This window comes from Maribellus maritimus (assembly GCF_022267315.1).
Lineage (GTDB): Bacteria > Bacteroidota > Bacteroidia > Bacteroidales > Prolixibacteraceae > Draconibacterium > Draconibacterium maritimum.
In genome coordinates this window covers 1-20,956 of sequence record NZ_JAIKLE010000014.1, presented here as the reverse complement: position 1 = coordinate 20,956, position 20,956 = coordinate 1, and the positions used below count along the sequence as shown (strand labels likewise).

Sequence of the window (20,956 nt, the reverse complement as noted above, 5' to 3'; positions counted from 1 at the left end):
AACTTGTAAAAACGAGGATAAAAGTCACCTTTAAAAAATCTATGGATTGATAATCTTTAGTATTGTTATAATTATTCTAACTTTATACAAGCCACTAAAAAACAACAAAAATGACTGTTCCTTCCATAATTTTAATTGTTACAGCTCTTTCTATGGGGGTTTTGGAGATTTCACTTTCCACCGGGAAAACCCTTAGCAGAATCCGTTTTAACCAATCAGTAAAAGTGGCGTTGGCCCTAATTATTTTGCACATTCCGGTGCTGATTGTTGGTTGGTATTCCGGTGAAAAGCTGGAGGATTTGCTTACGCGTTATGAAAGCTGGATTGCACTGGCCATTTTAGCTTTGCTTGGCTTAAAAATGATCATTGAAAGTTTGGTCAGGAAAAATAAACTAAGATCGGTTTCGCTAATTGTTTTACTTGGAATGATTTTGGCCGCTTTGTTTGATGCACTTATCATTGGAATTAGTTTGGCTTTGCTTAACCTGAATATTTTAACCGTAGCCATGATAAGCGGAGTTGTTTTGTTTTTTGCCACCACGCTTGGTATTCTCCGTGGGAGAAGCCTCATCGGAAAACGACTATATTACATTAAAGCCTGGGGCGGAGTAATGTTGTTCCTGCTGGGAATCATTAATTTAATTGGATTTGGGCCTGATTTTTAATACAATATCAACAAAATCATCACTTTTTAGAAAAATTCAAGATAAGAGTATTTTCCTGTGGGGTAATTCGAAAAACATTTCCATTTTGAGGAATAGAAATTTCTCCTTTTGAAGCTGTTACTGCATATTTCATTCCTTTGAATTCGCTGGTGATTTCTTGCGGAGTGATTTCAATAAAAGGCAAGTCGGCATTTTCAACTACATTTAAATCCAAAAACCAGTTAATTTCCTGTTTACTGTCCAAGTAAATTTCGAGATTCTTTTCATTCATTTCGACAGAAAACGTTCCAAGTTCGTCATTCAATGTCCAGAATACTTGTAAAGTTCCTTTTTCAGGTTCAGACGTTGAAATTTGCTTGCCTTTCAAAAAAATTTCTTTCCCGTCAATCAAAGCTTTAAATCGGAGGCCTGCGCGCTGCTCGGAATTGCTCCAAAAATATCCGTCAACAAAAGGCAAAGCAAAATAGAGGCACTGGTTTGACGTTCCTTTTTTATTCAGATACAGCGATTCCATGTTTTCATCAAAAAGCTGAATGTCGCGAAAGAAAAGCTCGCCGTTTTGCCAAAGTAAATTGCTACGGTAAAAGCGACTGTTAAACCACAACGTTTTTTTGTTTTTTCCGGGCAAATCTTCCAAAACAGAAACCGAGGTTGCCGGCGTTGTTTGGTAATTCTTTCTAAACCACTCTCCCGACTCGGCCAGCGTTTCTACTTTTACTTTATTTTCATGGCGCAACCGGGCAATCAATGGCAGTTGAATTTCAAATCCTTTTTGTATCCGCTCCCAAGTAAAAGAGTTTTCCTGTCCGGCCTGTACATAAGCATATTCCAAACTCTCGCCTTCCACAAAATGTTTAAAATACCAGTTCACCCATGTTGAATCACCGCCCCCTTTTTTGTAAACCGGCTCCAGCGAAACAACGCCCTGACGCTCATTTCCCAAACCGTCGTCGTATTGATAAACCGGGTCGCTTCCCAACATTCGGAAAATGGGAACCGGAATTTGATTCTCGCTGTTTTGTGCGGGCATGTACGCGTTTTTCCGACTTGGATAATACGCCTGATTCCAGTAGCCGCCCCACATGGTGTAACCATCGGTTCCCACTTGGTCTTTACAATTGCACGAGGCCACAATTCCATATTTTTCGTACATGTATTCCAACGAGTGCGCATCGATAAACCAGCATCCCATGGATTTAGGATAATATCCAAAAATCATTTTAAAATCTTCCATATAAACATCTACCAGTTTTTCACGCTCTTCGGGAGTATAGCCGGTGGCAAATCCCACATCAGCATGCCAATCCCACGGATAACGACCGCGCCATTTCATTCCGGCGTTTTCAACCAGCGGCTGCGGAATTTCAAACCAGCCACCAATTTCAAAAGAGCTGTCGGGTAAACTTTTTAAAAGTTCCTGATAACGGGAATCCATCAATGCATCGTACTGCAATAAAAAGGTACCGCCCAAATGATATTCCTTCATCATTTCCACTTGCTGAACCACTGTTTGATATAACACATCTTCTGTGATTTCCTCGCTTCTTGGTTCCAGCAAACGAATAAAATTTATAATATTAACAATTTTAGGTTTCTCCGTTTCCGGTTCGGCTTGAGCCTCTTTTTCTTTTGGCGTTGCACACGAAAAAAGCAGTGTTACCAGGAAAAAAAAGTAAAAGGAATTCTGCATCGATTTCATTTGGTTGATTTTTAGGTTTTGTTGGCTTTTTCAAATTTGGGCCAGTGCCCTATTCTTTATCTTAACCCCAGACTGAAGTCCGGGGTTAATTATTGACATTGAAAAACTTACCATTTAATAGTAAAAGAATAAGAACCCGATGCCAGTTGCAGGACGGTTTTATTCTCATTCTTTTGAACCACCTGAATGGTTGGATTTGTCAAAATATCTTTACCACTTTCTTTTACATTTTTCCCATCCAAGTATACGGTTGCGGTACTATTGGCGGGAACAACAACATTGTAAGTAACTGTTTTTCCCGATTTCTTCCACGAGGAAACAATTTCACCGTAAGGACTTTTATGTTTTGCCGTAAAATGGTCGAGGTCTTCAACAAAACTGGGTTTCAAAATAACATTTTTAAACCCAGGATTCTTTTCATCGGGGAAAATGCCGCCAAGTGCTTTGTAGTACCAGGCATCAATTTCGCCAAACATAATGTGATTCATCGAAATATCGCGCGAAGCATCTAGCGGCCAGTTTTCGTAAAACGTAGTAGCGCCGTTTACAATCCACCATCCCCACGAAGGAAAAGTTTCCTGCGATGCTACTTTGTAGGCCAAATCAGCATAACCATTTTCGCTCATGGCATTTAAAATGGCTTTTGTTCCCAACAAACCTACATCAATGTGATTGTCGTCGGCTTCCACCCGTTTTGCCAGATTTGCTGCAACTTTTTCACGCATGTCATCAGGAACAAAATTCCACTGCAACGGAAAACTCAATTCGGTTTGCAAGCCATCGCCATAAATACCGGTTTCCCGATTCAGATATTTTTTATTTAATGCACTTTTGATTTTTTCGGCCAGCGCAAAATATTTCTCTGCATCTACACCTTTTCCTAAAATGGCGGCTACTTTTGCGAGAATAGTCGCATCAACAAAATAATAGGCCGTGGATGTAAATTCCTTTGGCGCTTCCGATTTTACCGGAACCCAGTCGCCAAGGCCCCAGTCCGTAACTCCACTTGGGTACAATTCATCAATATGGTCGACATACAACTTGATATTTTCATAGCAGTCTGCCAGAATCTTTTTGTCGCCGTAAAACAGATACACATTCCACGGAATAATGGCAATGGTACTTGTCCAATCAGGTCCGTTTGCCCAAGTATAACCCCAGCCATCGGTAGGAACAATTGCAGGTAGTACACCGTTGGGTTGTTGTTCATCGCGGTGGTCGGCCATCCATTTTTCATAAATCGTAATTGCTTCGAAATTATACAATCCGGTTTCAATATTGATTTGTGCATCGCCCGTCCAGCCATTTTTTTCACGCTGCGGGCAGTCAGTTGGATAACCAAATAAATTGGACAAATACGAAGAATTTGCTGCTTTCCAGGTTTTATTCAGCACATCGTTGGAAGAATTTATTTCCCCTACCGGAGGAACATCGCTATGCATAAAATAAGCTATCAGATTTTCTTCTGAAAATTTAATGGGCTTATCAGAAGTTATTTCTACATACTGGAAGCCTTTGTAATTAAATTTGGGCATAAAAACATCGTCCTTTCCACTAAGAATTACGATGTCGGTTTGAAATGGATCTGAATCATTTGTTGGGCGGTAATGCACATCGATATTTGACATATCCACATGACCATCTTCATATAAACGTTCGCCGTGTTTTAAACGAACAGTTGTTCCTTCCGCTCCTTTTATTTTCAATTTCGTTACACCGGCCATATTCCGGCCAAAATCTACCACGTAATTGGTATCGCTAAACTTTGTTACTTTTTGAGCAGGAATTTCAGTCACATTCCGAATGGGGTGCATTACCTGGGCAACGATATTTTTTGACGGAGCGTTAGTTAACATCGAACCGTCCCATTTTTTGTCGTCAAATCCGGGTTTGTTCCAACCGGTTTGTTCCAGTCGCGCATCGTAATGTTCAGCAGTATAAATACTGTTAAAAATCACCGGCGAAAGCGAAGTTTTCCAATCGCTGTTTGTGGAAACTATTTCTTCGGAATCATCTGCATATGTTATGCGCAAATCCATACAAAATTTCGGACGGGCACGCCACGGTGCTTTTTCAAAATACCAAACCGCAGTAGATTGATGGTTGTACCAGCCGTTTCCCAAAATAACACCCACTGCATTTTCACCGTTGGTCAAATTCTCAGTCACATCGTAAGTTACATAAAGTGTGCGGCGATCAAAACGGGTATACATCGGATCGAGACGATGATTCCCAACTTTTTCTCCGTTCAGATATAGTTCATATAGACCACCCACTGCAATATATGCACGCGCTGATTTTATCTTTTTGCCCAAACTAAATTCTTTGCGGAAATAAGGCGCTGGTTTTATATTAAAATCATGGCTATCCGAAATCCAGGCTCCTTTCCAGTTGTGCTGTCCCATCATACCTGTTTCAAAACTGGCGATTTCAGAATAATCGGACCAGCTTCCATCCTGCAACTGAACTTTTACTTTCCAGAAATAGCCAGTAAAAGGTTGAAGCTCTTCTCCCTGATAGACCGCCGGAATTGTTGAAGATTCAATGATTCCCGAATCCCAGGAATCACCTTCGCCTGCAACTATTTTTTTAGAATCGGTTCCTACAATTATTTTATAGGCTTGTTGTTCAATACCTGTTTTTTCAGAAATAATTTGCCAGGAGAGCCGCGGACTTTTTGTGTCCAATCCTATGGGATTGACCAGGTATTCACATTTCAAATTGGTAACAGTGACATCAGCTTGAACATGATTATTCAGAGAAAAAATGCTAATAAATATTAAAAGAAGTAAAGTGTTTTTCATTGTTTTTTTATTTAGTTGGAAATAGGATTTCAACTGAAGAATAAATTCGGAGGTAAGTTATAAAATTACGGATTATAATAAACTAAGAATCTTTGAAAAGTACCTTTATCAATTTTGATTCCTCTCTCAATATAAAAATCTCCAGAGCAATGCCCGAAGAGATTTTTTCCTTACCCAAAACTATTCTATAATTCTATTTAGGTGAAGCCGCCAAAACAAAATCTAATTGTCCGCCGGCAAGAACATCTTTTACTTTGAGTTCGTAATTGGAATAATCTTGCCCGTTTAGTTCCATCGACTGAATGTAAATGTTTTGTTTAGTCGCATTTTGAGCACCAACTACGAATGTTTTTCCGTTGGAAAGTTCAAGCGTAGCTTTTGGAAACGATGGAGAACCGATCAAATAATAATCGTCTCCGGGGCAAACCGGATAAAATCCGAGCGCTCCCCACAGATACCATACTGAAAGCTGGCCACAGTCATCGTTTCCACAAAGGCCGTCGCGGGAATTATGATACAATGTATTTTTTATCTCGCTCACTCTTTCCTGTGTTTTCCAAGGTACACCTGCTACATTATAAAGGTAAGGTACATGATGACAGGGTTCGTTTCCATGTGCATACTGTCCGATTAACCCGGTTACATCCAACGTTAGACCATCTCCGTAAACATCCGAATTGAATGCGAACAAAGAATCGAGCTTGGTTACAAAAGACTCACTTCCACCCATCAAATTGATCAAACCGGGGATATCATGCTGTACATGCCAAGTGTATTGCCAGGCATTTGCTTCTGTGTAATCGCCGCCACCGGTTCCTGCGTGCGAAACTTTGAACTTATCAAAAGGCGTAACCCAAGCTCCATCCGAATTTCGTCCCCGCATCAATTTTGTTTTTTCGTCAAAAACATTCCGATAGAACTGAGATCTTTTTGTGAAATACTGTGCATCTTCAGTATATCCCAAGTATTTTGCCATCTGAGCCACACACCAATCGTTATAAGCAAATTCAAGCGTTCGGGAAACCGACTCCACAATAATCGAATCGGAAGGCAAATAACCGTATCTCATGTACTTTTCCCAATCGGCTTTCATATTAAAATCATCGGTAGTCTGGGCATGTTTTGCCGCTTTATACGCCAACTTTTTATCGAATTTTCCAAAACCATTTATCATGGCATCTGCAAGAACAGGAATTGCATGATGTCCGATCATCGCAAAGGTTTCATTAATTCCATATTCATTGATTGGTAATTCACCAATTTCCTTGTAACGCTGTAACATGGAATTGATGAACTTTTCATCCATCTCCGGAAACATCAATCCCACAAAAGGATGAACGCCGCGATAGGTATCCCAAAGCGAATAATTGGTATAAAACTCCTGTGTGCTTTTGTGCACTTCTCCGTCCCATCCGCGGTATCTTCCATCGGCATCAGAAATCAAATTTGGAGAAATCATATTATGATAAAAAGCGGTATAAAATATCGTCTTTTCATCCGAATCATTGCAGTCGATTTTGATTTTTGATAAGTTGTTTTCCCAGGCCAAAGCGGCATCGGAAGCAATTTTGTCAAAATTCCAACCCGGCATCTCCTTCGAAATATTATTTTCAGCGCCCGCTTCATCCACATTTGAAATGCCCACTTTGACAATAATTTCTTCATTGGCTTTTACATCAAATTGAAGGGCCAGCTTACAAACTTCACCTTCCCCTTTTTTGTCACTTCCTTTTATTCCATCAATTAAAGAGATGTGGCTTTTGAATGGCTTTGAGAATTCGGCAGTAAAAAAAACATGCTGATTTTTGACAAATGCCGTTGAGTGCCGGTAACCGGAAACTTTACTGTCATCTGAAATCTCAAAATGATTAAACAAACTTTTATCCGAAAGTCCGTGTCCCAAATCAATAATAATCCAACCTGAATTGTTCTTCGAATTATTAAATGTATAACGATGAACTCCCACGCGATTGCTTGCGGTCAGCTCCACTTCAACACCGTAATCGTCGAGAGTTACCGAATAATAACCTGGCTTTGCATGTTCTTTTTCCTTTGAAAAACGGGAACGGTATCCTCCATCCGGATTTTCCTTACTTCCGGGTTCAAATTTTGGCTCACCCGTCATCGGCATTAGTAAAATATCTCCCATATCTGGAATTCCGGTTCCACTCAAATGTTTGTGCGAAAATCCCATTATGGAATTATCGGAACTGTGGTAGCCCGAGCACCAATCCCAATCTTCGTTTCCAGTATCCGGACTAAGCTGCACCATTCCCCAGGGCATCAGAGGCCCAGGATAGGTATGTCCGTGCGCATCCGTTCCAATAAAGGGATTCACATAAGTACTTAATGTTTCGGTATTTTTCTTTGGAGCACATGCTGCCAGAAATGAAACGGCAACAAAAGCAAGGATATATTTCTTCATTTAGGTGTATTTTATTGATTAAACGATGATAATTAAAGATAAAAAACTTAGTCCTTCCTGCCTCCCCCGTTACTCACTATTTTCCGATTTTTAAATACATTCAAAATCTGTCGGTCGGTTCCTGTCAGCACATCGTCTTCAGTAAAACTTGTAAAAAGAACATTCTGTTCTTTTGTGCGATTGTAATCGTAAGTAATATAAATTGTTCCATCGCTGGTCTGCTGCCCATCGGGATAAGAAACTCCCGGCCGTTCATCCAAAAGCAAACCATTCGACCACGAAAAACCATCGTCTTTTGAAATAAAAGCCATTAAATGTGAACGTCCTGTTCGCATATCAATTGGCCCGTGCTTCACCAATAAAAGATTTCCTGAACTTAAACGTCGAATAAAAAAACGCGCCGCAGGATGTTGAATTTTGGAGGGGATTAAAGGCGTCCAGTTTTTTCCCCTGTCTGATGAAATACTTTTCCCTATTCCGTATTTTGTGCGCACCAGCATCCACAAGTCACCGTTGTATTTTTCTATAATCATGTGTTCGTCGTAATTTCTGAACTGCTTGGGAACGTCAACGGCGCCACGTTGCGTCCATGTTTTTCCTTCATCTGCTGAAACAACGGCTTTTGCACTGTAATCTGTAAGCCGCCAGGTAGAGGCCGGCAACAACCATTCTCCACTGGAAAGTACAAGAGGCTTGCACATCATCACTCCATCAGTTAAACGACGGGGCTCAGACCACTGCGGATCTTTACTGTCCGGCTCGGTGGCTGTTAACGACCAAACACCGGCCACTGTACCGTCATGCTCAATGGCTTGCGCCCAAAATACCCAGAGCATGCCGTTCGGGTCGATCCAAACTTCCGGATCAAAAGCCCGCACCGGGCCGTCTCCATCGGGGTCGATTACCAGAACTTCTTCCCATGTATTTCCCTGATCTTCACTACTTGCCAGGACAACATAATTATTTGAATCTTCCTTGGGCGTAATTCCTGCATACCAAATACACCATATTCGCCCACCCGGGCTTACTGCTAAACTTGATATTCCTGAAAATTTTCGGTTTTCCGGTAGTTGATTTTTTTTAAACTCTGATTTTTTTATGATTTGCGGGGGATGGAAAAATGATTTATTTTCCTGTCCTGCTGAAATAAAAAAAAACGCTATACAAATGAGCAATATTGATAATCTTTTTAGCATGTTTTGTTGATTTATTTTTCGTTCAGAAACACTTTCTTTATCGCATTCAAATAACCGTAACCATACATCGTACAGGGCTGTAAATAACTGGTTTCTGTCCATTCATTCCAGCTGTTAATTGTAATAAGCGGGGCCTGCCCGGGATGAGCATCGACGAAATCTTTTGCTTTACGAAGTGCTTTCTCAAAATTTTCAGGTGTATTATTTTTTACAATTCCACCTCTAAACATTTCAAAGCGCGGGTTATTGTCCCACCCCACTGAAACATGGACGTAGTATGGAATTTTATACTCCGTATCCAGCGTGTTCCACTCCTTTTCCACATCACCTAAAATTTCGTTGTAATCGCGATTCACATTCGTAAAATGTACAAACTGGTAATGGGTTATGCCATCAAAATCGAGTTTTTCAATAACTTCTTTTTGTGCGCCTACTTTATCACCGGCAATTCCGGTTACACCACTCCCGCTTTTGCGTAAAGTAAGTTGTAAATCGAGACCTTTAAAACCCGCTTTTTTTGTTTCATTCCGGAACCATTCAAATGCATCTTTTGTATTTTCAACTCCACCCAATCCCTGAATCAGTATATTTAAGTCGTAAATCATAAAACTCGGCTTTCCATCCACTTTGTAATAAGAAGGATGTGAAAAATAATTTTTGATCACCCGATGGCAAATCACTTCAAACTCTTTTCGATCGACCGAGCCTTTCCAAATCAGGGCATCGTTTGGTTTCCCGGCGTTTCGTTTGTCCCAGGTCATATTCACGTCGTGGTTCGCCCACATGAGGTAAAATTTCACCCGGTCGTTGTTTCTGGCTTTCAAATAACCATCATTTAAATGACCTTCCAAGAACGGCATTCTGTCGTACCAGTACCAATCGAAGATAAACACATTTACTCCGTGGTCGGCAGCCGCGTTAATTTCCATTTCTGCCACATAGGGATCCGCTTCATTTATATACCCCCAAAGCGGATAACGTGGCTGTTCATGGCCTTCAAATTTGGATTGATTACTTTTTACCGTTTGCCATTCTCCAATCCCTTCCGGCCAAAATATTTTTGCCCGTTCATCAGGATGATACGACGGCCAGACAAAAGCCGCAACATCGTATTTTCCTGATTCTTTTTCCTGTGCTTTTGACGCTGCAAAACAGCAAATGAGCAAATAAAAAACTAGTAATTTTTTCATAAAATGGATTATAATTTTTCGTTAATATATATCTAATATATTATCGTCACTCTACCAAGTGCTTTCAATGTAATTTTAATTGTTCCGTTTGGATTCTTTTCAAAATTCATCTTTTGAATAAAACTTATCTATCGCCGATGAGTTGCTTTTCCCTCATCCATTGAAATGCATAACCGAACCAGTTGGATTTTGCAGGTTCAAGCGGAAAACCATGTTTGCCGGTTGAAAACAAATGCATATCTGTCGGCACATTTTTTTCTTTCATTGCTTCGTAAAACCGGATGCTGTTTTCAACCGGGACCACATCATCATCCATCGCATGCGTCAAAAAAGCCGGAGGTGTATTCTCCGTCACTTGTTTTTCGTTGGAAAATAATTCGATTAATTCCGAATCTGGATTTTCACCCAGCAAATTTCTGCACGAGCCGGCGTGTGTTAAACCCGGTTGCATAGAAATAACAGGATAAATAAGCATCATAAAGTCAGGACGCAAACTCGTTGATTCATCATTTTGAACATAATTTTTCGAGAAATGCGTTCCAGCTGTTGAAGCCAAATGCCCGCCTGCAGAAAAACCCATAATTCCAATTTTATTCTGATTTATCCCCCATTTCTCAGCATTATCGCGTACAATTTTAATAGCTCGCTGAGCATCTTGCAAGGGTGCGATGGATTTATCGCTGCATGTCCGGTCGCTGGGTAAACGATATTTTAACACAAAAGCAGCCACTCCTTTTTCATTCATCGCGCGGGCAATCTTATGTCCTTCGTAACTGGCACACACAACTCCGTAACCTCCTCCCGGACAAATTATAATTGCAGTTTTTCCCGTATCACTGTTTTCAGGAATATATATCGTAAGCTCGGGTTTCGAAATTTTACTAAAAATCCCATTATTGTCAACCTCTGTATTCTCTGCCGGAATTTCTCCCGGAATTGCCCCATCATATAATGGAATTACCTGTTGAGCAAGTCCTGTGAAACAGACAAAGTGAACAAACAAAATTAAAGACAAAAATTTCTTCATATTAAACACTATTTTCTGGTATAAATAAAATTAAAACGTCCTCCGGGAGCAACATCTCCATTAACATACCAATCAAGCGGATCAGTATTATTCTGCATATTATCAGACCATTTAAATTCCAGATTAGGCTTGTTTGTGATTCCTAATTCTTTAAGAGGGATTGTATACATCAATTTATCTTTTCCTATTTGAGATATAAGCTCTGCAATTGTTTTCCATTGCTTATTTTTATATTCCTGCAACTGATTTCCATTGGTTATTCTATAATCATAGCCAAACCATCCGGTATTGGCCTTTCTGTCGCAATCAATATACAAGTTCATCCAGTTGCTGCCACTTTTTGCTGTTATATCTTCCCCAGTTTGCACAAAAAAGAAAATGTTTCTTTTATCATTGGTCACCTTCATTCGCTGAAAATCATTGCGTCCGGTTTTATTGATATAATTTTTTTTAGGATTTGATTCTGCCCCCGGATGACTACGCGCCTGTGTATCGCTAATATAATCGTTGTAAACAGGAAATACATTCTCCCAGTCGTCGAACGATTTTATTGTTTTTTGTTTGCTGACATTGGGAAGCGGAGCCATCCCTTTATAACGACGGATATTCGCCACCATCTGCATGTAATAGTTGTCGTTTAAACCTGCTGTTCGCGTTGGTTCAATATCGCGACTATATTCGGGGCTGGCCTGATCGCAAAACCACGAGTGTTCGGGATTTCCATCTTTACTGTCCCATCTGCCGGCAACCCATTCATTCCAACCTGTTATGAAAATAAAAGGAACATTCTGTTTTAATGCGTAATCCCATTGTTCCTGAAAATTATAACCATAAAAAATATCGGTTTCAGGATTTCCATGCGAACCGTTTTGATAACTCCGACCCCAATTATCCATATTTCCATAAAATGCTGAACCTCCCATACCTGCTCCGGGATTTGGATGCTGGCACACAGAAACATTCATAATCTCTGCTTCTCCATTTTTGTTGTAATGCACTTTTTGCGGACGAGTAAAAGAAATCCATGGCCAACCGTTCACTTTTTGGCTTTCGTTAGGCCACTGCGACTCTCGGAAGGTGAAAAAATTCTGATAACTATGCTCGGCAGCTTCCGCTGAAATTCCAATAATTAAAGGCTTTCCATCGAGATAATACCAGCAATCAGGATGGTAATACAGAGCTTCTGGCTTATAGTAAGTATCGTAAATCTTCTGCATTGTCTCACCCGACTTCGTATTGGTATAATAAACAATTTTGGGAGGATCTTTTCCCTGCTCCCTGATTGTGTCCATCGCTCTCATTAAAGCTTCCGACTGAGCCGGATAAATTGGGCCGTTAGTGGCGTCAATTACAACAAAATCGACACCGGCATCGGTTAAAAGCTGCATACTTCGCAGGTGCACCCAATAATCATCACCTCGGTAATAACCGTAAATAGGCTTCCCCCAGAAATACATGCCAACTTTCCCTCCTTTGTGATAAACCGGCAACCCCCATTTAGGATTATCATAGTCTTCCAATACCTCGGGATGATTTGGGATAATCTCACTCAAATCCCAATGTATCTCAGCAGTACCATCCCCCTGCCACAAAAAATAGAAAATCCCCACCTGCCGGTTTGGTTTTGGATTTCCAACATCATCGTTCAATGGCAAAATTCGTCCCAATTCATCCGTTCCGGCTAAAGGTTGCGGAACAAATCTGTCAGGGAAATAATCTTCGGTCTTATTTTTTGTACATCCTGAAAATAAAACCATCAGGAAACAAAAAACGACACATAAAGAATTAAAGTTAGCAATTTTTATATTTCGCTTCATTTTAATATTATCTAATATTTGATACTTGAAACGATAACCGGCCCCAACAAACCGGATGACTGTAATTGACTATCTGCTTTGTATGGATTTACCAAGCACCAGGTTTTTCTTTCATTTTCCGGCAAATTCTGGTCGCCAATCAGACGGTTTACCCAGGTATTTACAACCTCAATCTTTACTTCATTCTCTCCGGCTTTTATTGCTTTTGAAATATTGATCTGATACGGCGGAGTCCACACTCCTCCAACATAAATGTCGTTTACTGTAACTTTTGCCATTGCCGATACTTCCCCTAAATCAATAAAAAACTGCTCGTTGGCTGGCAATTCATCTAAATTAAATTTGCTGGTATAAACTGCGGTTCCCGAATAATATTTTATTTTTTCGTCTGATGAAGAAGTCCAATCCTGCAGCGAATTAAAAACAACGGGCTTCTCCGGGCCTCGCATAGAAGCATCAAACAGAACTGACCAAGGACCATTCAACTTAACTAAAACTTCGGATTCAGGGAAGTTAGCCCGCAAGTCAGTTTCAGCGACTTTTGTAGCTTTTCCTCTGAAAACAATAAACACACTTTCATAAGGAGCCAATTTCAGCGGTACTTCTATTCCATTTTCGGTTTGCTCAAATACAGGAAGATTGCGAACTTTTCCATCAGTGGCGTTCCACAATTCCGGTTGTTTTTTAATTACTCTGAATTCAGGCGAAAAGGTCTGGATTTCTGCTGTTTGGTTCGAGACAAAGTAGATATCTACATTTTCCAGTTTACGATGTCCAAAGTGAATACTTTTATCCTGAGGCAGTTTGCAGTCGGGGATGCAGCGAATAATATCAAGTGCTTCTTCCATTGTCAGTCCATTTAAAATCATTCCCTTTCCAAAAGAATGCGCTTTAACTTTTTTTCCGTCAACATCTCCCCATAATTCTTCAGCCATTTGTTTTACCTGTTCGTCGGCTTCCGGTTGATTTTGAAGACTGGGTGAACGGTTTGGAGCCGGTCCCAAAACAATAGCACCATCAGTAACCAGTTGTTTTATTTTTTGCAGCAACTCTGGGCGCATCGTTTCCAATTTTGGAAGAACCAAAATGCGGTACTGTGTTCCGTGCGGAAGAGTGAGCAAACCATTTTCAACTGTCATGTATTTTTCAATAACCTCCGCATTTATATAATCAAACTGATATCCAACCGGAAGTTCCGGATCGGCAATTCCAGTCATTTTGGGTGTATCTTCCCCAATAAAATAAGCAGCATCAGCCATGTTTAGTCCCTGCTGAAGCATAAAGTTGATTCGTTTTAAATAGTCCGTGTAAACATCCATTTGCGAAAACCAGGTGTTCTTTCGGTTGAATTCGTTGCCAAACCAAGCATTCACCCCCGGATTTTTGTCTTCGTAAGGTTGAGAAACATAAACATGTAAAATTGTATTGTTAATTCCTTCAGCAAAAAAACGGTCGCCGCGCTGTTTAAACATTGCAGGGTAACGACTAAAAGCCGGCCCTCCGCAAGTATTTGATTCCGCTGAAATTTTTATTTTTCCATAAATATGTCCGCAGGAAGTTGCTGCACGGTTTTCTATATTTCCCAAATCGCCTTCACTCCAGAACTCGCCTCCAATTCCATCCGATTGCCCGCCATACATCAAAAACTCGCCCGGAAAACCCCAGTGACCATAATTTTCAAGCCAGGTTTTTAATCCGTATTCATGACATGCATCCCGTAAACCACCAACGTAATCGTAAGCTACTTTATCGGCTACCATGCGGCGCATATCCCACAAAAAACGGTCGGATGCCAATTGACTTTCAACCACAAAACCGTTATAAACAAGCAAAAACGGAAGCGGATCATAATTGTACCGTTCCTGGAATTCATTCATAAAATCATCGGTAAAATTTTGTCCGCCCATTTCGTAGCTGTCCTGAACTACCTCTTTAAAACATTTTCTGTCGGCTTCGGGAATACGTTTTAAAATTTCGCCAATAAAACTGTCAAAGTGTTTTTTTATATGCTCTTTACTCATTTTGTCAATTTCCAAACCTGTCGCCTCAGGTGAGGCAGGACTGTTTTTCACTCCTGTTGGAGTCATTCCAGTGCGCAAAATTACCCAATCACCTTCCGGCACATCCCAGGTTAACGTTCCGTCTTCTGCCAGAAATTCTGAAATATCAACCACTTTTGAAGCGTCAATAACTGTTGATTTATCAACAGGTTCAGCTTGTTTTCCCCACTGATATTCCTCCCAGTAGGGCAACGGTGTTTGAAACATCTTAGCCAGCGTTTTCTCTGCATAACGTTCTACCCGCGGCGATGAAGAGACAACAATTTCTGCTACCCCGCTGTTTTCAATGTAATTTTTTATTATCAACCTGAAATTTCTGGCCGTTATCTCGGAGAAAGAAATTACCACCGGCGCATAGGGTTTAAAACCAACATGCAATTCAGGATTTGAACGGTCAATCTCGAATTCTGAAATTGTTTGAAATATTCCTTCCCCATTTTGAACCTGAAAAGCGGCATTTGCTTTAAATGGCGTTTTCGTTGTTTGAACAGAAAGGCTGCGTGCTGTAAAAGATTCTTTGCTGTTTATATCTACAAAAAAAGTTTCACCTCGCGGAAACTCAATACCTGTTCCATCATCCTCGTCCAATACGCTTTTTATGTTTGAGATTTTCGGATTAGAAAAAATCTCCGCATTTGAATTTTGTAATATCAATTGATTCTCTTTGGGAACTGGCCAGGCAACGGTTTTTACATCCTGAAAAAAATCGGTGGGCTGTTTTAACTTTTGATTTATTTTTCCGGGCCCACTTACCCAAAGTTCAGAACTGGCAAGGTAACGCATAGCTTCTTCCGGTTTTACCCACGGACCGCCACTCTGGCTCCAACCGGGCGAATTAAAGATACCGATATCAATCCCCAATTCTGTTGCTGTTTTTAATGTTGTGTGCAAAATTTTCCACCACTCATCGCTAAACATTTTTACTTTCCCGGCTGGCATTTCATCTAAACCGATATTCCCGATAAAAGCCCGGGTAATTCCAGCGTTTTTCATCGCCTGTAAATCTTTCACCACACCCTCTTCTGAAATGTGGTCAGAAATCCAGTACCAGTAAACACCGATACGAACCGAATCAGGTGGGCTTACAAAACTCTGTTCCAATGCCCCAGCTGAGATATTCTTTTTATCAATTGAACAGGAAACAAAATAGACTACCAGTAATATAAAAATACAAAGCGGATAATAATTCTTTTTCATTAGGTTTAGCTTTTGGTTCCAATTTTTGGTTGTTCTGTTTTTTTCATAAAATCCAATTTTGACAGAATGCTCAACTTAATTTTTCAGCGGTTTTGTTAAATCAGCTATTAATTTTTTCATTGCATTTTCAACATCAATATATTTTCCCAAATCGCGCAAAGCAACTACTGTAAAATCATTTTCAGCAAGATAATTGACATATTGTTCAAACAATTCAGGAGGTGTATTCACCCACGGATGTTCTATATCGGGCACTCCATGAATGGTTAACACAACAATTTTACCTTCTCCTGCCTGTTTCAAAGCCTCCATTATTTGCGTTTTATTTTCAGCATTCATTGCCCAACTCGGCACCAGCAAAGGATAATCCGATTCCGGTTTATATACACGGCTGCCACCAGCACGAGCAAAAAGGTAACCTTTTTCTGATAACACATCCATTACTGATTGGCTTAAGCTGTATCCGGGGTAGGCAAAAGTTTCGGGCTTATTAATACCCAACTCCTCACACTTGTCTTCTATGTAATTCAGTTCTTTTAGTAACTCTTCTTTCGACAATTTTGCAACAGCAGGATGAGTGCGCGTGTGGTTTGCAATTTCAAATCCCATATCATCCAGTTTTTTAATCATTTGCCAATCCATATATTTTGTAGTATCGCCAAAATTGGGTGGAAATTCGCATATATAAAACGTAGCACCAAATCCGTGTTTTTTTAGTAAGGGCGCAACAAAATTGTACTGGCTGACCACAGCATCATCGAATGTTAAAAACACAATTTTGTCGGGAAGGTTTTGTTTTTGAACCTGTCCTTTTATTGTAAAAGAAGTTGCAATCGCGAATAAAAAGAATATGTTTTTCATTTGATTCTAATTTTCCTTGCTAGTGAATTTAAAAGAAAACAAATCAGCATCTTTTAAATAAATATACAAACGTACCGGCTTTCCGGCAAGACTTCCAACATCAGTTTTTCCATTCCAGGTCACAATTCTGCTAATCTCGTTGCCAATTATTTCCTGGCAATCATTTATTGTAAAACCAGGAACAGGCTCTCCATCTTCATTCTGAATTTCTATTTTAATTCCTCCCGCTGCCGAAGTGGAATAATTAATTTCCAATTCCTTTCCTTGAAAAATAAAAGGTTTTGTTTGCAATTCACCTCCACCATACCCTGCAGCAAGCGAAACAAATCCATCAATACGCAAAGAATAACGATTCAAAAAAGCAGTCGGTTGTGCATAATTTTCGTTTACATAAACCGAGATTTCTGTTGGGCTGGTTTGCACCACATTCAACGCCGGATAATTGGATCGTGAAACCCAATTCTGCAAACCAATTCCCGGACGGATAAACGATTCCATAAATGTGCGGTCGTATTTATTCCCGCCTCGACTGGTCATAAAAAAAGCGTCGGAACAATCTTTAAAATAATCCGGGTTAACTTCCAGGGCAAGTGCCTGCTCCTCGGTTAGCACCTGCCTGTTGGGCATAAAACGTGCACCGATTGCCAAATAAATATGCGGCGCACGGTAATACGGACTGGTCTGCTGCGTGTATAAATGCTCCATTGGCGTATCTCCGAAAGTCATTGCCTCGGGCTCTGTCCAGTGGATAAAATCGTCAGAAGTGGTTCGCCCGACACTTCGAAATCCCTTATAACCTTCGCCCGACCAAATACGGAAATAGCAGACATATTTTTGTTCTGATTCTGACCAGAAAGCTACGTTTTGTGAGTCAAAAAGTCCTTTGGTAAAAACCGGCTCTTCCTGCAATTTTATCCAGTGAATTCCATCTGCTGAAACATAGGCTATTAATCCGTTTTTTTTTGTTCCTCCCAGCGCTTTGTATTTCTGTTCTGGTTTTACATTTGGATTAGAATCAATAAACGGGCTGAAATTATGTGTTACGGGAGCAGCATGCGCCAGAATTACATTGTTGTCCATGGTTCCTTTCATCTCATAAAGGTGCAGATTTGATTTTTCCCAGATAATACCATCGCGTGATTCAGCGTAACACGTTACTTCAGCATCTTTTCCATCATTACCAGCTTCCCGCAATCCCCGGTAATAAGCCCGGAACAAATCGCCATCTTTCAGAATGGTACAATATGCGCTAAAATTTCCTTCCCATGGTTTATCAAAATTAAACACCTGTCCTTCATTTCGCGGATGATTTAATTTTAGAGTTGCATTATTTAGTTTCTCAATCAAAAGCGAATCAACAAAAAGCTCCCTCCTGGCATCAATTCGAATTACAGATTGAGCCTTACACACAAAAGCGTTTGTAAAAAGAAGAACAGTTATAAATATAAAACCGAATCCTGCGAGTCTGAGACATCTTTTTGAAATATCTTTCATATAAAATCAATTTGTTCGTGAAAATTTCTCAATTTATCCACTTATTGTTCTTTAGGCCAATCTCGCTAAAAGGAATCGGTTCTAATCCATATTCTTTCAAAATATCCGCTTTGCAAAATTCCGTGGCTGATTTTCCTTCTGAATTTATTGCCGTATTATTTTCAACAATATTAAATCCTCCGTCTTTTAACAACACCTGCTCGCAATCAACGACAAGATTATTTTTAATTGTATTTTGATTGGGATTCTCCCGAATCGATTTTAATTCAGGGTATTTTTGCTGATACAATTCAGAACGAATATCCACATCGTTATACATTTTCTTTTGGATTACCGGAGATTCCAAACCTTCGGCCCACCGGTTTCCTTTCCAGGGAGAAAGGCTAACAGCAGCCAGACAATTATAAAAAAGATTGTTTTCGACCAGATTGTCTTTTCCTCCATGAATTTGCACACCTCCGAAATGCCGTGCACCGCAGCGTTCAAAAACGTTTCCATAAATTTTCACACCTGAAATCATATCATCGAGACGAACACCGGCAGCACCGTGAACAGTGCCCCCTTTAATGTCGTGCCAGTAATTGTACTGCACAACAGTTCCACGGTAAGACGGATTATACCACATATCAAGTCCTCCCTGATCATCCGACTCGTTTACAACATGACTGATTTCATTGTACTCAACGGTTATATCATTTCCCTCTAAACGCATCGCTGATGAAGATGAATTTTGAAAACAATTATGTCTGAGAGAGATGCCACAACCGGCCACATAAACCGCCGGTTCGTAGGTTCTATGAAACAATGAAAAATCGCTGACAATGGTATTTTCAACAAAATGATTGGCAGGAGTAAGTGTTTTCCTATCGCCGCCTTTGATGCTAATTCCGGCACATCCGAAAGTACTTAAATAGCAACCGGAAATTCCATCGTTAGAACCTCCATCGATATGAATTCCGTCCTGGCCGAAACGTTCCACGCGGCAATCAGCAATCAAACAATTTTTGCCTTCGCTTACTAAAATTGCACTTCCCCTTCCCTCGCGGAAAGTCAGTCCCTGAAGTTTTAAATTTGAACAATCCCGAATTTCAACCATATAAGGCGCATTAAACACAGAAAGTGTCACTTCATCCTTTTTAGGATCAACACCTTCAGGCATACACCAATACAAATGGTTATCCAGCCTGTCGAGATACCACTCGCCCGGCTGGTCGATTTCACAAAATAAATTCAACCCAAAATAACGAAGACTGTCACCATAACCATAACGATGAAAAGGTTCTTTCAGATAAAAAGTATGGGATTCTACGTCAACCTTATCTACTGTTTGGAATTCGTCACTCCAGTCCCAAAACCAGTAACCACCAAGTCGCACGTCATTTTCTTCCGCCCACTGGTCTTGCCGGTCTCCAAGATATTCAAAAACACCTTCCTTGCTTCCGTGATTTTTGATGTAGTGCGGAGGCAATTCGGTTTTTCCTCTGGCCACTCCGGCTTTTACAAAACCCGTATTGGGCCAGCGCGCCAGTGTTTGAATTTTACCGTTGCAAAACAATTCCGGCCGTTTCCCAATTTTTATGGGATCTCCAAAATCCGTCACCCCTTCCAATATTAAATCGGTAACAAATAAGCGGACTTGAATTTCGGGAGAAAACATTTTCAACTTTTTAACATTATCCAGGGGTTTCCATTTTTTAAGCTGCACACTTCCGGTAAAAACAGGTTCTTCTCCATCTGCTGCTTTGTATATTACCGGAGCGTCCTCCGTTCCCGAATCTTCGGCAGTAAACATTATCGGCTCTTTTACTGAATAATTTCCGCCTCTAACGGTAATAATAATTTGTTTCCCCGGATTTTCTTTTAATTGAATGCGAACGGCTTCCTGTGCCCTTTTCAAACTTTTAAACGGCTTTGCTTCTGTCCCGGAATACAAGTCGCTCCCCTCGGGAGAAATAAAAAATTCAGACTGATTAGAGCAAGAAACTGAAAAAATCAGAAATAGTCCAAGAACCAGATTATACCAATATAATTTTACTTTCATTATTGATTTGATTTTAGTTGTTTAGATTCAAATACAAAAAGGATGCTTCTCTTTTACAAATGTTTGAATACAGAAAGCGATACGGGTCCCATTAATCCACTTTCTCTTAGAGGAGAATCCATCGGTGGTCCGCTTATCGTCCATGTCTTTCTGTTTTCTTCCGGCTGCCCGGCATCATAAACAAGACGGTTAAACCAGGAGCTTGTCACTTCAACGGTAAGGTCATTTTTCCCTTCTTTTATTGCTTCATTTATATTCAAACGAAATGGCGGTGACCACAGCGTTCGTAATTCTTTTCCGTTTAATGACACAACTGCAATCATTTCTACCTTTCCTAAATCCAATAAATAATCCGTTTCGGGTTTTATTTCATCTAAATTGAAAAAAACAGAATAGGTTGCAGAACCTGAGAATGCCTTTCCTTCAGGGGAAATCCCAAGGTCTTTCCACGCTTCCAAGCTATCCATCTGAATGTTTTCG

Annotated in this window: 13 protein-coding genes; 1 reads left to right on the top strand and 12 read right to left on the bottom strand. The window is 40.3% G+C overall.

Going from position 1 to position 20,956, the window contains the following annotated elements; translation table 11 throughout:
* The first annotated feature begins 110 nt into the window (after nt 1-110).
* Nucleotides 111-665: a manganese efflux pump MntP gene (locus K5G00_RS13680; RefSeq protein WP_238766721.1), complete on the top strand. Its 555-nt coding sequence runs from the start codon at nt 111-113 to the stop codon at nt 663-665.
* Nucleotides 666-684: 19 nt separating this feature from the next.
* Here K5G00_RS13680 and K5G00_RS13675 read toward each other — a convergent pair whose 3' ends face one another.
* The 12 genes from K5G00_RS13675 to K5G00_RS13620 form a co-directional block, all read right to left on the bottom strand.
* Nucleotides 685-2,364, bottom strand: a complete 1,680-nt coding sequence (locus K5G00_RS13675) for a hypothetical protein (protein ID WP_238766720.1) — start codon at nt 2,362-2,364, stop codon at nt 685-687.
* A 107-nt stretch (nt 2,365-2,471) separates the two neighbouring features.
* Nucleotides 2,472-5,168, bottom strand: coding sequence for a glycoside hydrolase family 78 protein (locus K5G00_RS13670; protein ID WP_238766719.1), 2,697 nt, complete (start codon nt 5,166-5,168; stop codon nt 2,472-2,474).
* Between the two features lie 193 nt (nt 5,169-5,361).
* Nucleotides 5,362-7,593 (bottom strand): GH92 family glycosyl hydrolase, encoded by a 2,232-nt coding sequence (locus K5G00_RS13665; protein ID WP_238766718.1) that lies wholly within the window; start codon nt 7,591-7,593, stop codon nt 5,362-5,364.
* Between the two features lie 47 nt (nt 7,594-7,640).
* Nucleotides 7,641-8,891, bottom strand: a complete 1,251-nt coding sequence (locus K5G00_RS13660) for a sialidase family protein (protein WP_238766717.1) — start codon at nt 8,889-8,891, stop codon at nt 7,641-7,643.
* Nucleotides 8,801-9,979 (bottom strand): glycosyltransferase WbsX family protein, encoded by a 1,179-nt coding sequence (locus tag K5G00_RS13655; RefSeq protein ID WP_238766716.1) that lies wholly within the window; start codon nt 9,977-9,979, stop codon nt 8,801-8,803. Before K5G00_RS13655 ends, K5G00_RS13660 begins: the two co-directional genes overlap by 91 nt.
* A 124-nt stretch (nt 9,980-10,103) precedes the next feature.
* A complete protein-coding gene (locus K5G00_RS13650) occupies nt 10,104-11,006 on the bottom strand; it encodes an alpha/beta hydrolase (protein WP_238766715.1) in 903 nt (300 codons plus the stop codon).
* An 8-nt stretch (nt 11,007-11,014) separates the two neighbouring features.
* Nucleotides 11,015-12,823, bottom strand: coding sequence for a hypothetical protein (locus K5G00_RS13645; RefSeq protein WP_238766714.1), 1,809 nt, complete (start codon nt 12,821-12,823; stop codon nt 11,015-11,017).
* A gap of 11 nt (nt 12,824-12,834) precedes the next feature.
* Nucleotides 12,835-16,080, bottom strand: coding sequence for a glycosyl hydrolase (locus tag K5G00_RS13640; protein WP_238766713.1), 3,246 nt, complete (start codon nt 16,078-16,080; stop codon nt 12,835-12,837).
* Between the two features lie 75 nt (nt 16,081-16,155).
* Entirely contained in the window at nt 16,156-16,941 is a 786-nt protein-coding gene (locus K5G00_RS13635; protein WP_238766711.1) for a polysaccharide deacetylase family protein, read from the bottom strand.
* Nucleotides 16,942-16,947: 6 nt separating this feature from the next.
* Nucleotides 16,948-18,435: a glycoside hydrolase family protein gene (locus K5G00_RS13630; RefSeq protein WP_238766710.1), complete on the bottom strand. Its 1,488-nt coding sequence runs from the start codon at nt 18,433-18,435 to the stop codon at nt 16,948-16,950.
* Between the two features lie 28 nt (nt 18,436-18,463).
* A complete protein-coding gene (locus K5G00_RS13625) occupies nt 18,464-20,476 on the bottom strand; it encodes a right-handed parallel beta-helix repeat-containing protein (protein ID WP_238766709.1) in 2,013 nt (670 codons plus the stop codon).
* 53 nt (nt 20,477-20,529) lie between these two features.
* The coding region (locus K5G00_RS13620) for a glycosylhydrolase-like jelly roll fold domain-containing protein (protein WP_238766708.1) at nt 20,530-20,956 on the bottom strand (427 nt) is incomplete at its 5' end.

Bases quoted from the DNA above. Each gene is read 5' to 3' on its own strand.
- K5G00_RS13665 (WP_238766718.1), bottom strand. From the start codon at position 7,593: ATGAAGAAATATATCCTTGCTTTTGTTGCCGTTTCATTTCTGGCAGCA.
- K5G00_RS13660 (WP_238766717.1), bottom strand. From the start codon at position 8,891: ATGGACAGAAACCAGTTATTTACAGCCCTGTACGATGTATGGTTACGG.
- K5G00_RS13630 (WP_238766710.1), bottom strand. From the start codon at position 18,435: ATGAAAGATATTTCAAAAAGATGTCTCAGACTCGCAGGATTCGGTTTT.
- K5G00_RS13635 (WP_238766711.1), bottom strand. From the start codon at position 16,941: ATGAAAAACATATTCTTTTTATTCGCGATTGCAACTTCTTTTACAATA.
- K5G00_RS13625 (WP_238766709.1), bottom strand. From the start codon at position 20,476: ATGAAAGTAAAATTATATTGGTATAATCTGGTTCTTGGACTATTTCTG.
- K5G00_RS13645 (WP_238766714.1), bottom strand. From the start codon at position 12,823: ATGAAGCGAAATATAAAAATTGCTAACTTTAATTCTTTATGTGTCGTT.
- K5G00_RS13680 (WP_238766721.1), top strand. From the start codon at position 111: ATGACTGTTCCTTCCATAATTTTAATTGTTACAGCTCTTTCTATGGGG.
- K5G00_RS13640 (WP_238766713.1), bottom strand. From the start codon at position 16,080: ATGAAAAAGAATTATTATCCGCTTTGTATTTTTATATTACTGGTAGTC.
- K5G00_RS13655 (WP_238766716.1), bottom strand. From the start codon at position 9,979: ATGAAAAAATTACTAGTTTTTTATTTGCTCATTTGCTGTTTTGCAGCG.
- K5G00_RS13675 (WP_238766720.1), bottom strand. From the start codon at position 2,364: ATGAAATCGATGCAGAATTCCTTTTACTTTTTTTTCCTGGTAACACTG.
- K5G00_RS13650 (WP_238766715.1), bottom strand. From the start codon at position 11,006: ATGAAGAAATTTTTGTCTTTAATTTTGTTTGTTCACTTTGTCTGTTTC.
- K5G00_RS13670 (WP_238766719.1), bottom strand. From the start codon at position 5,168: ATGAAAAACACTTTACTTCTTTTAATATTTATTAGCATTTTTTCTCTG.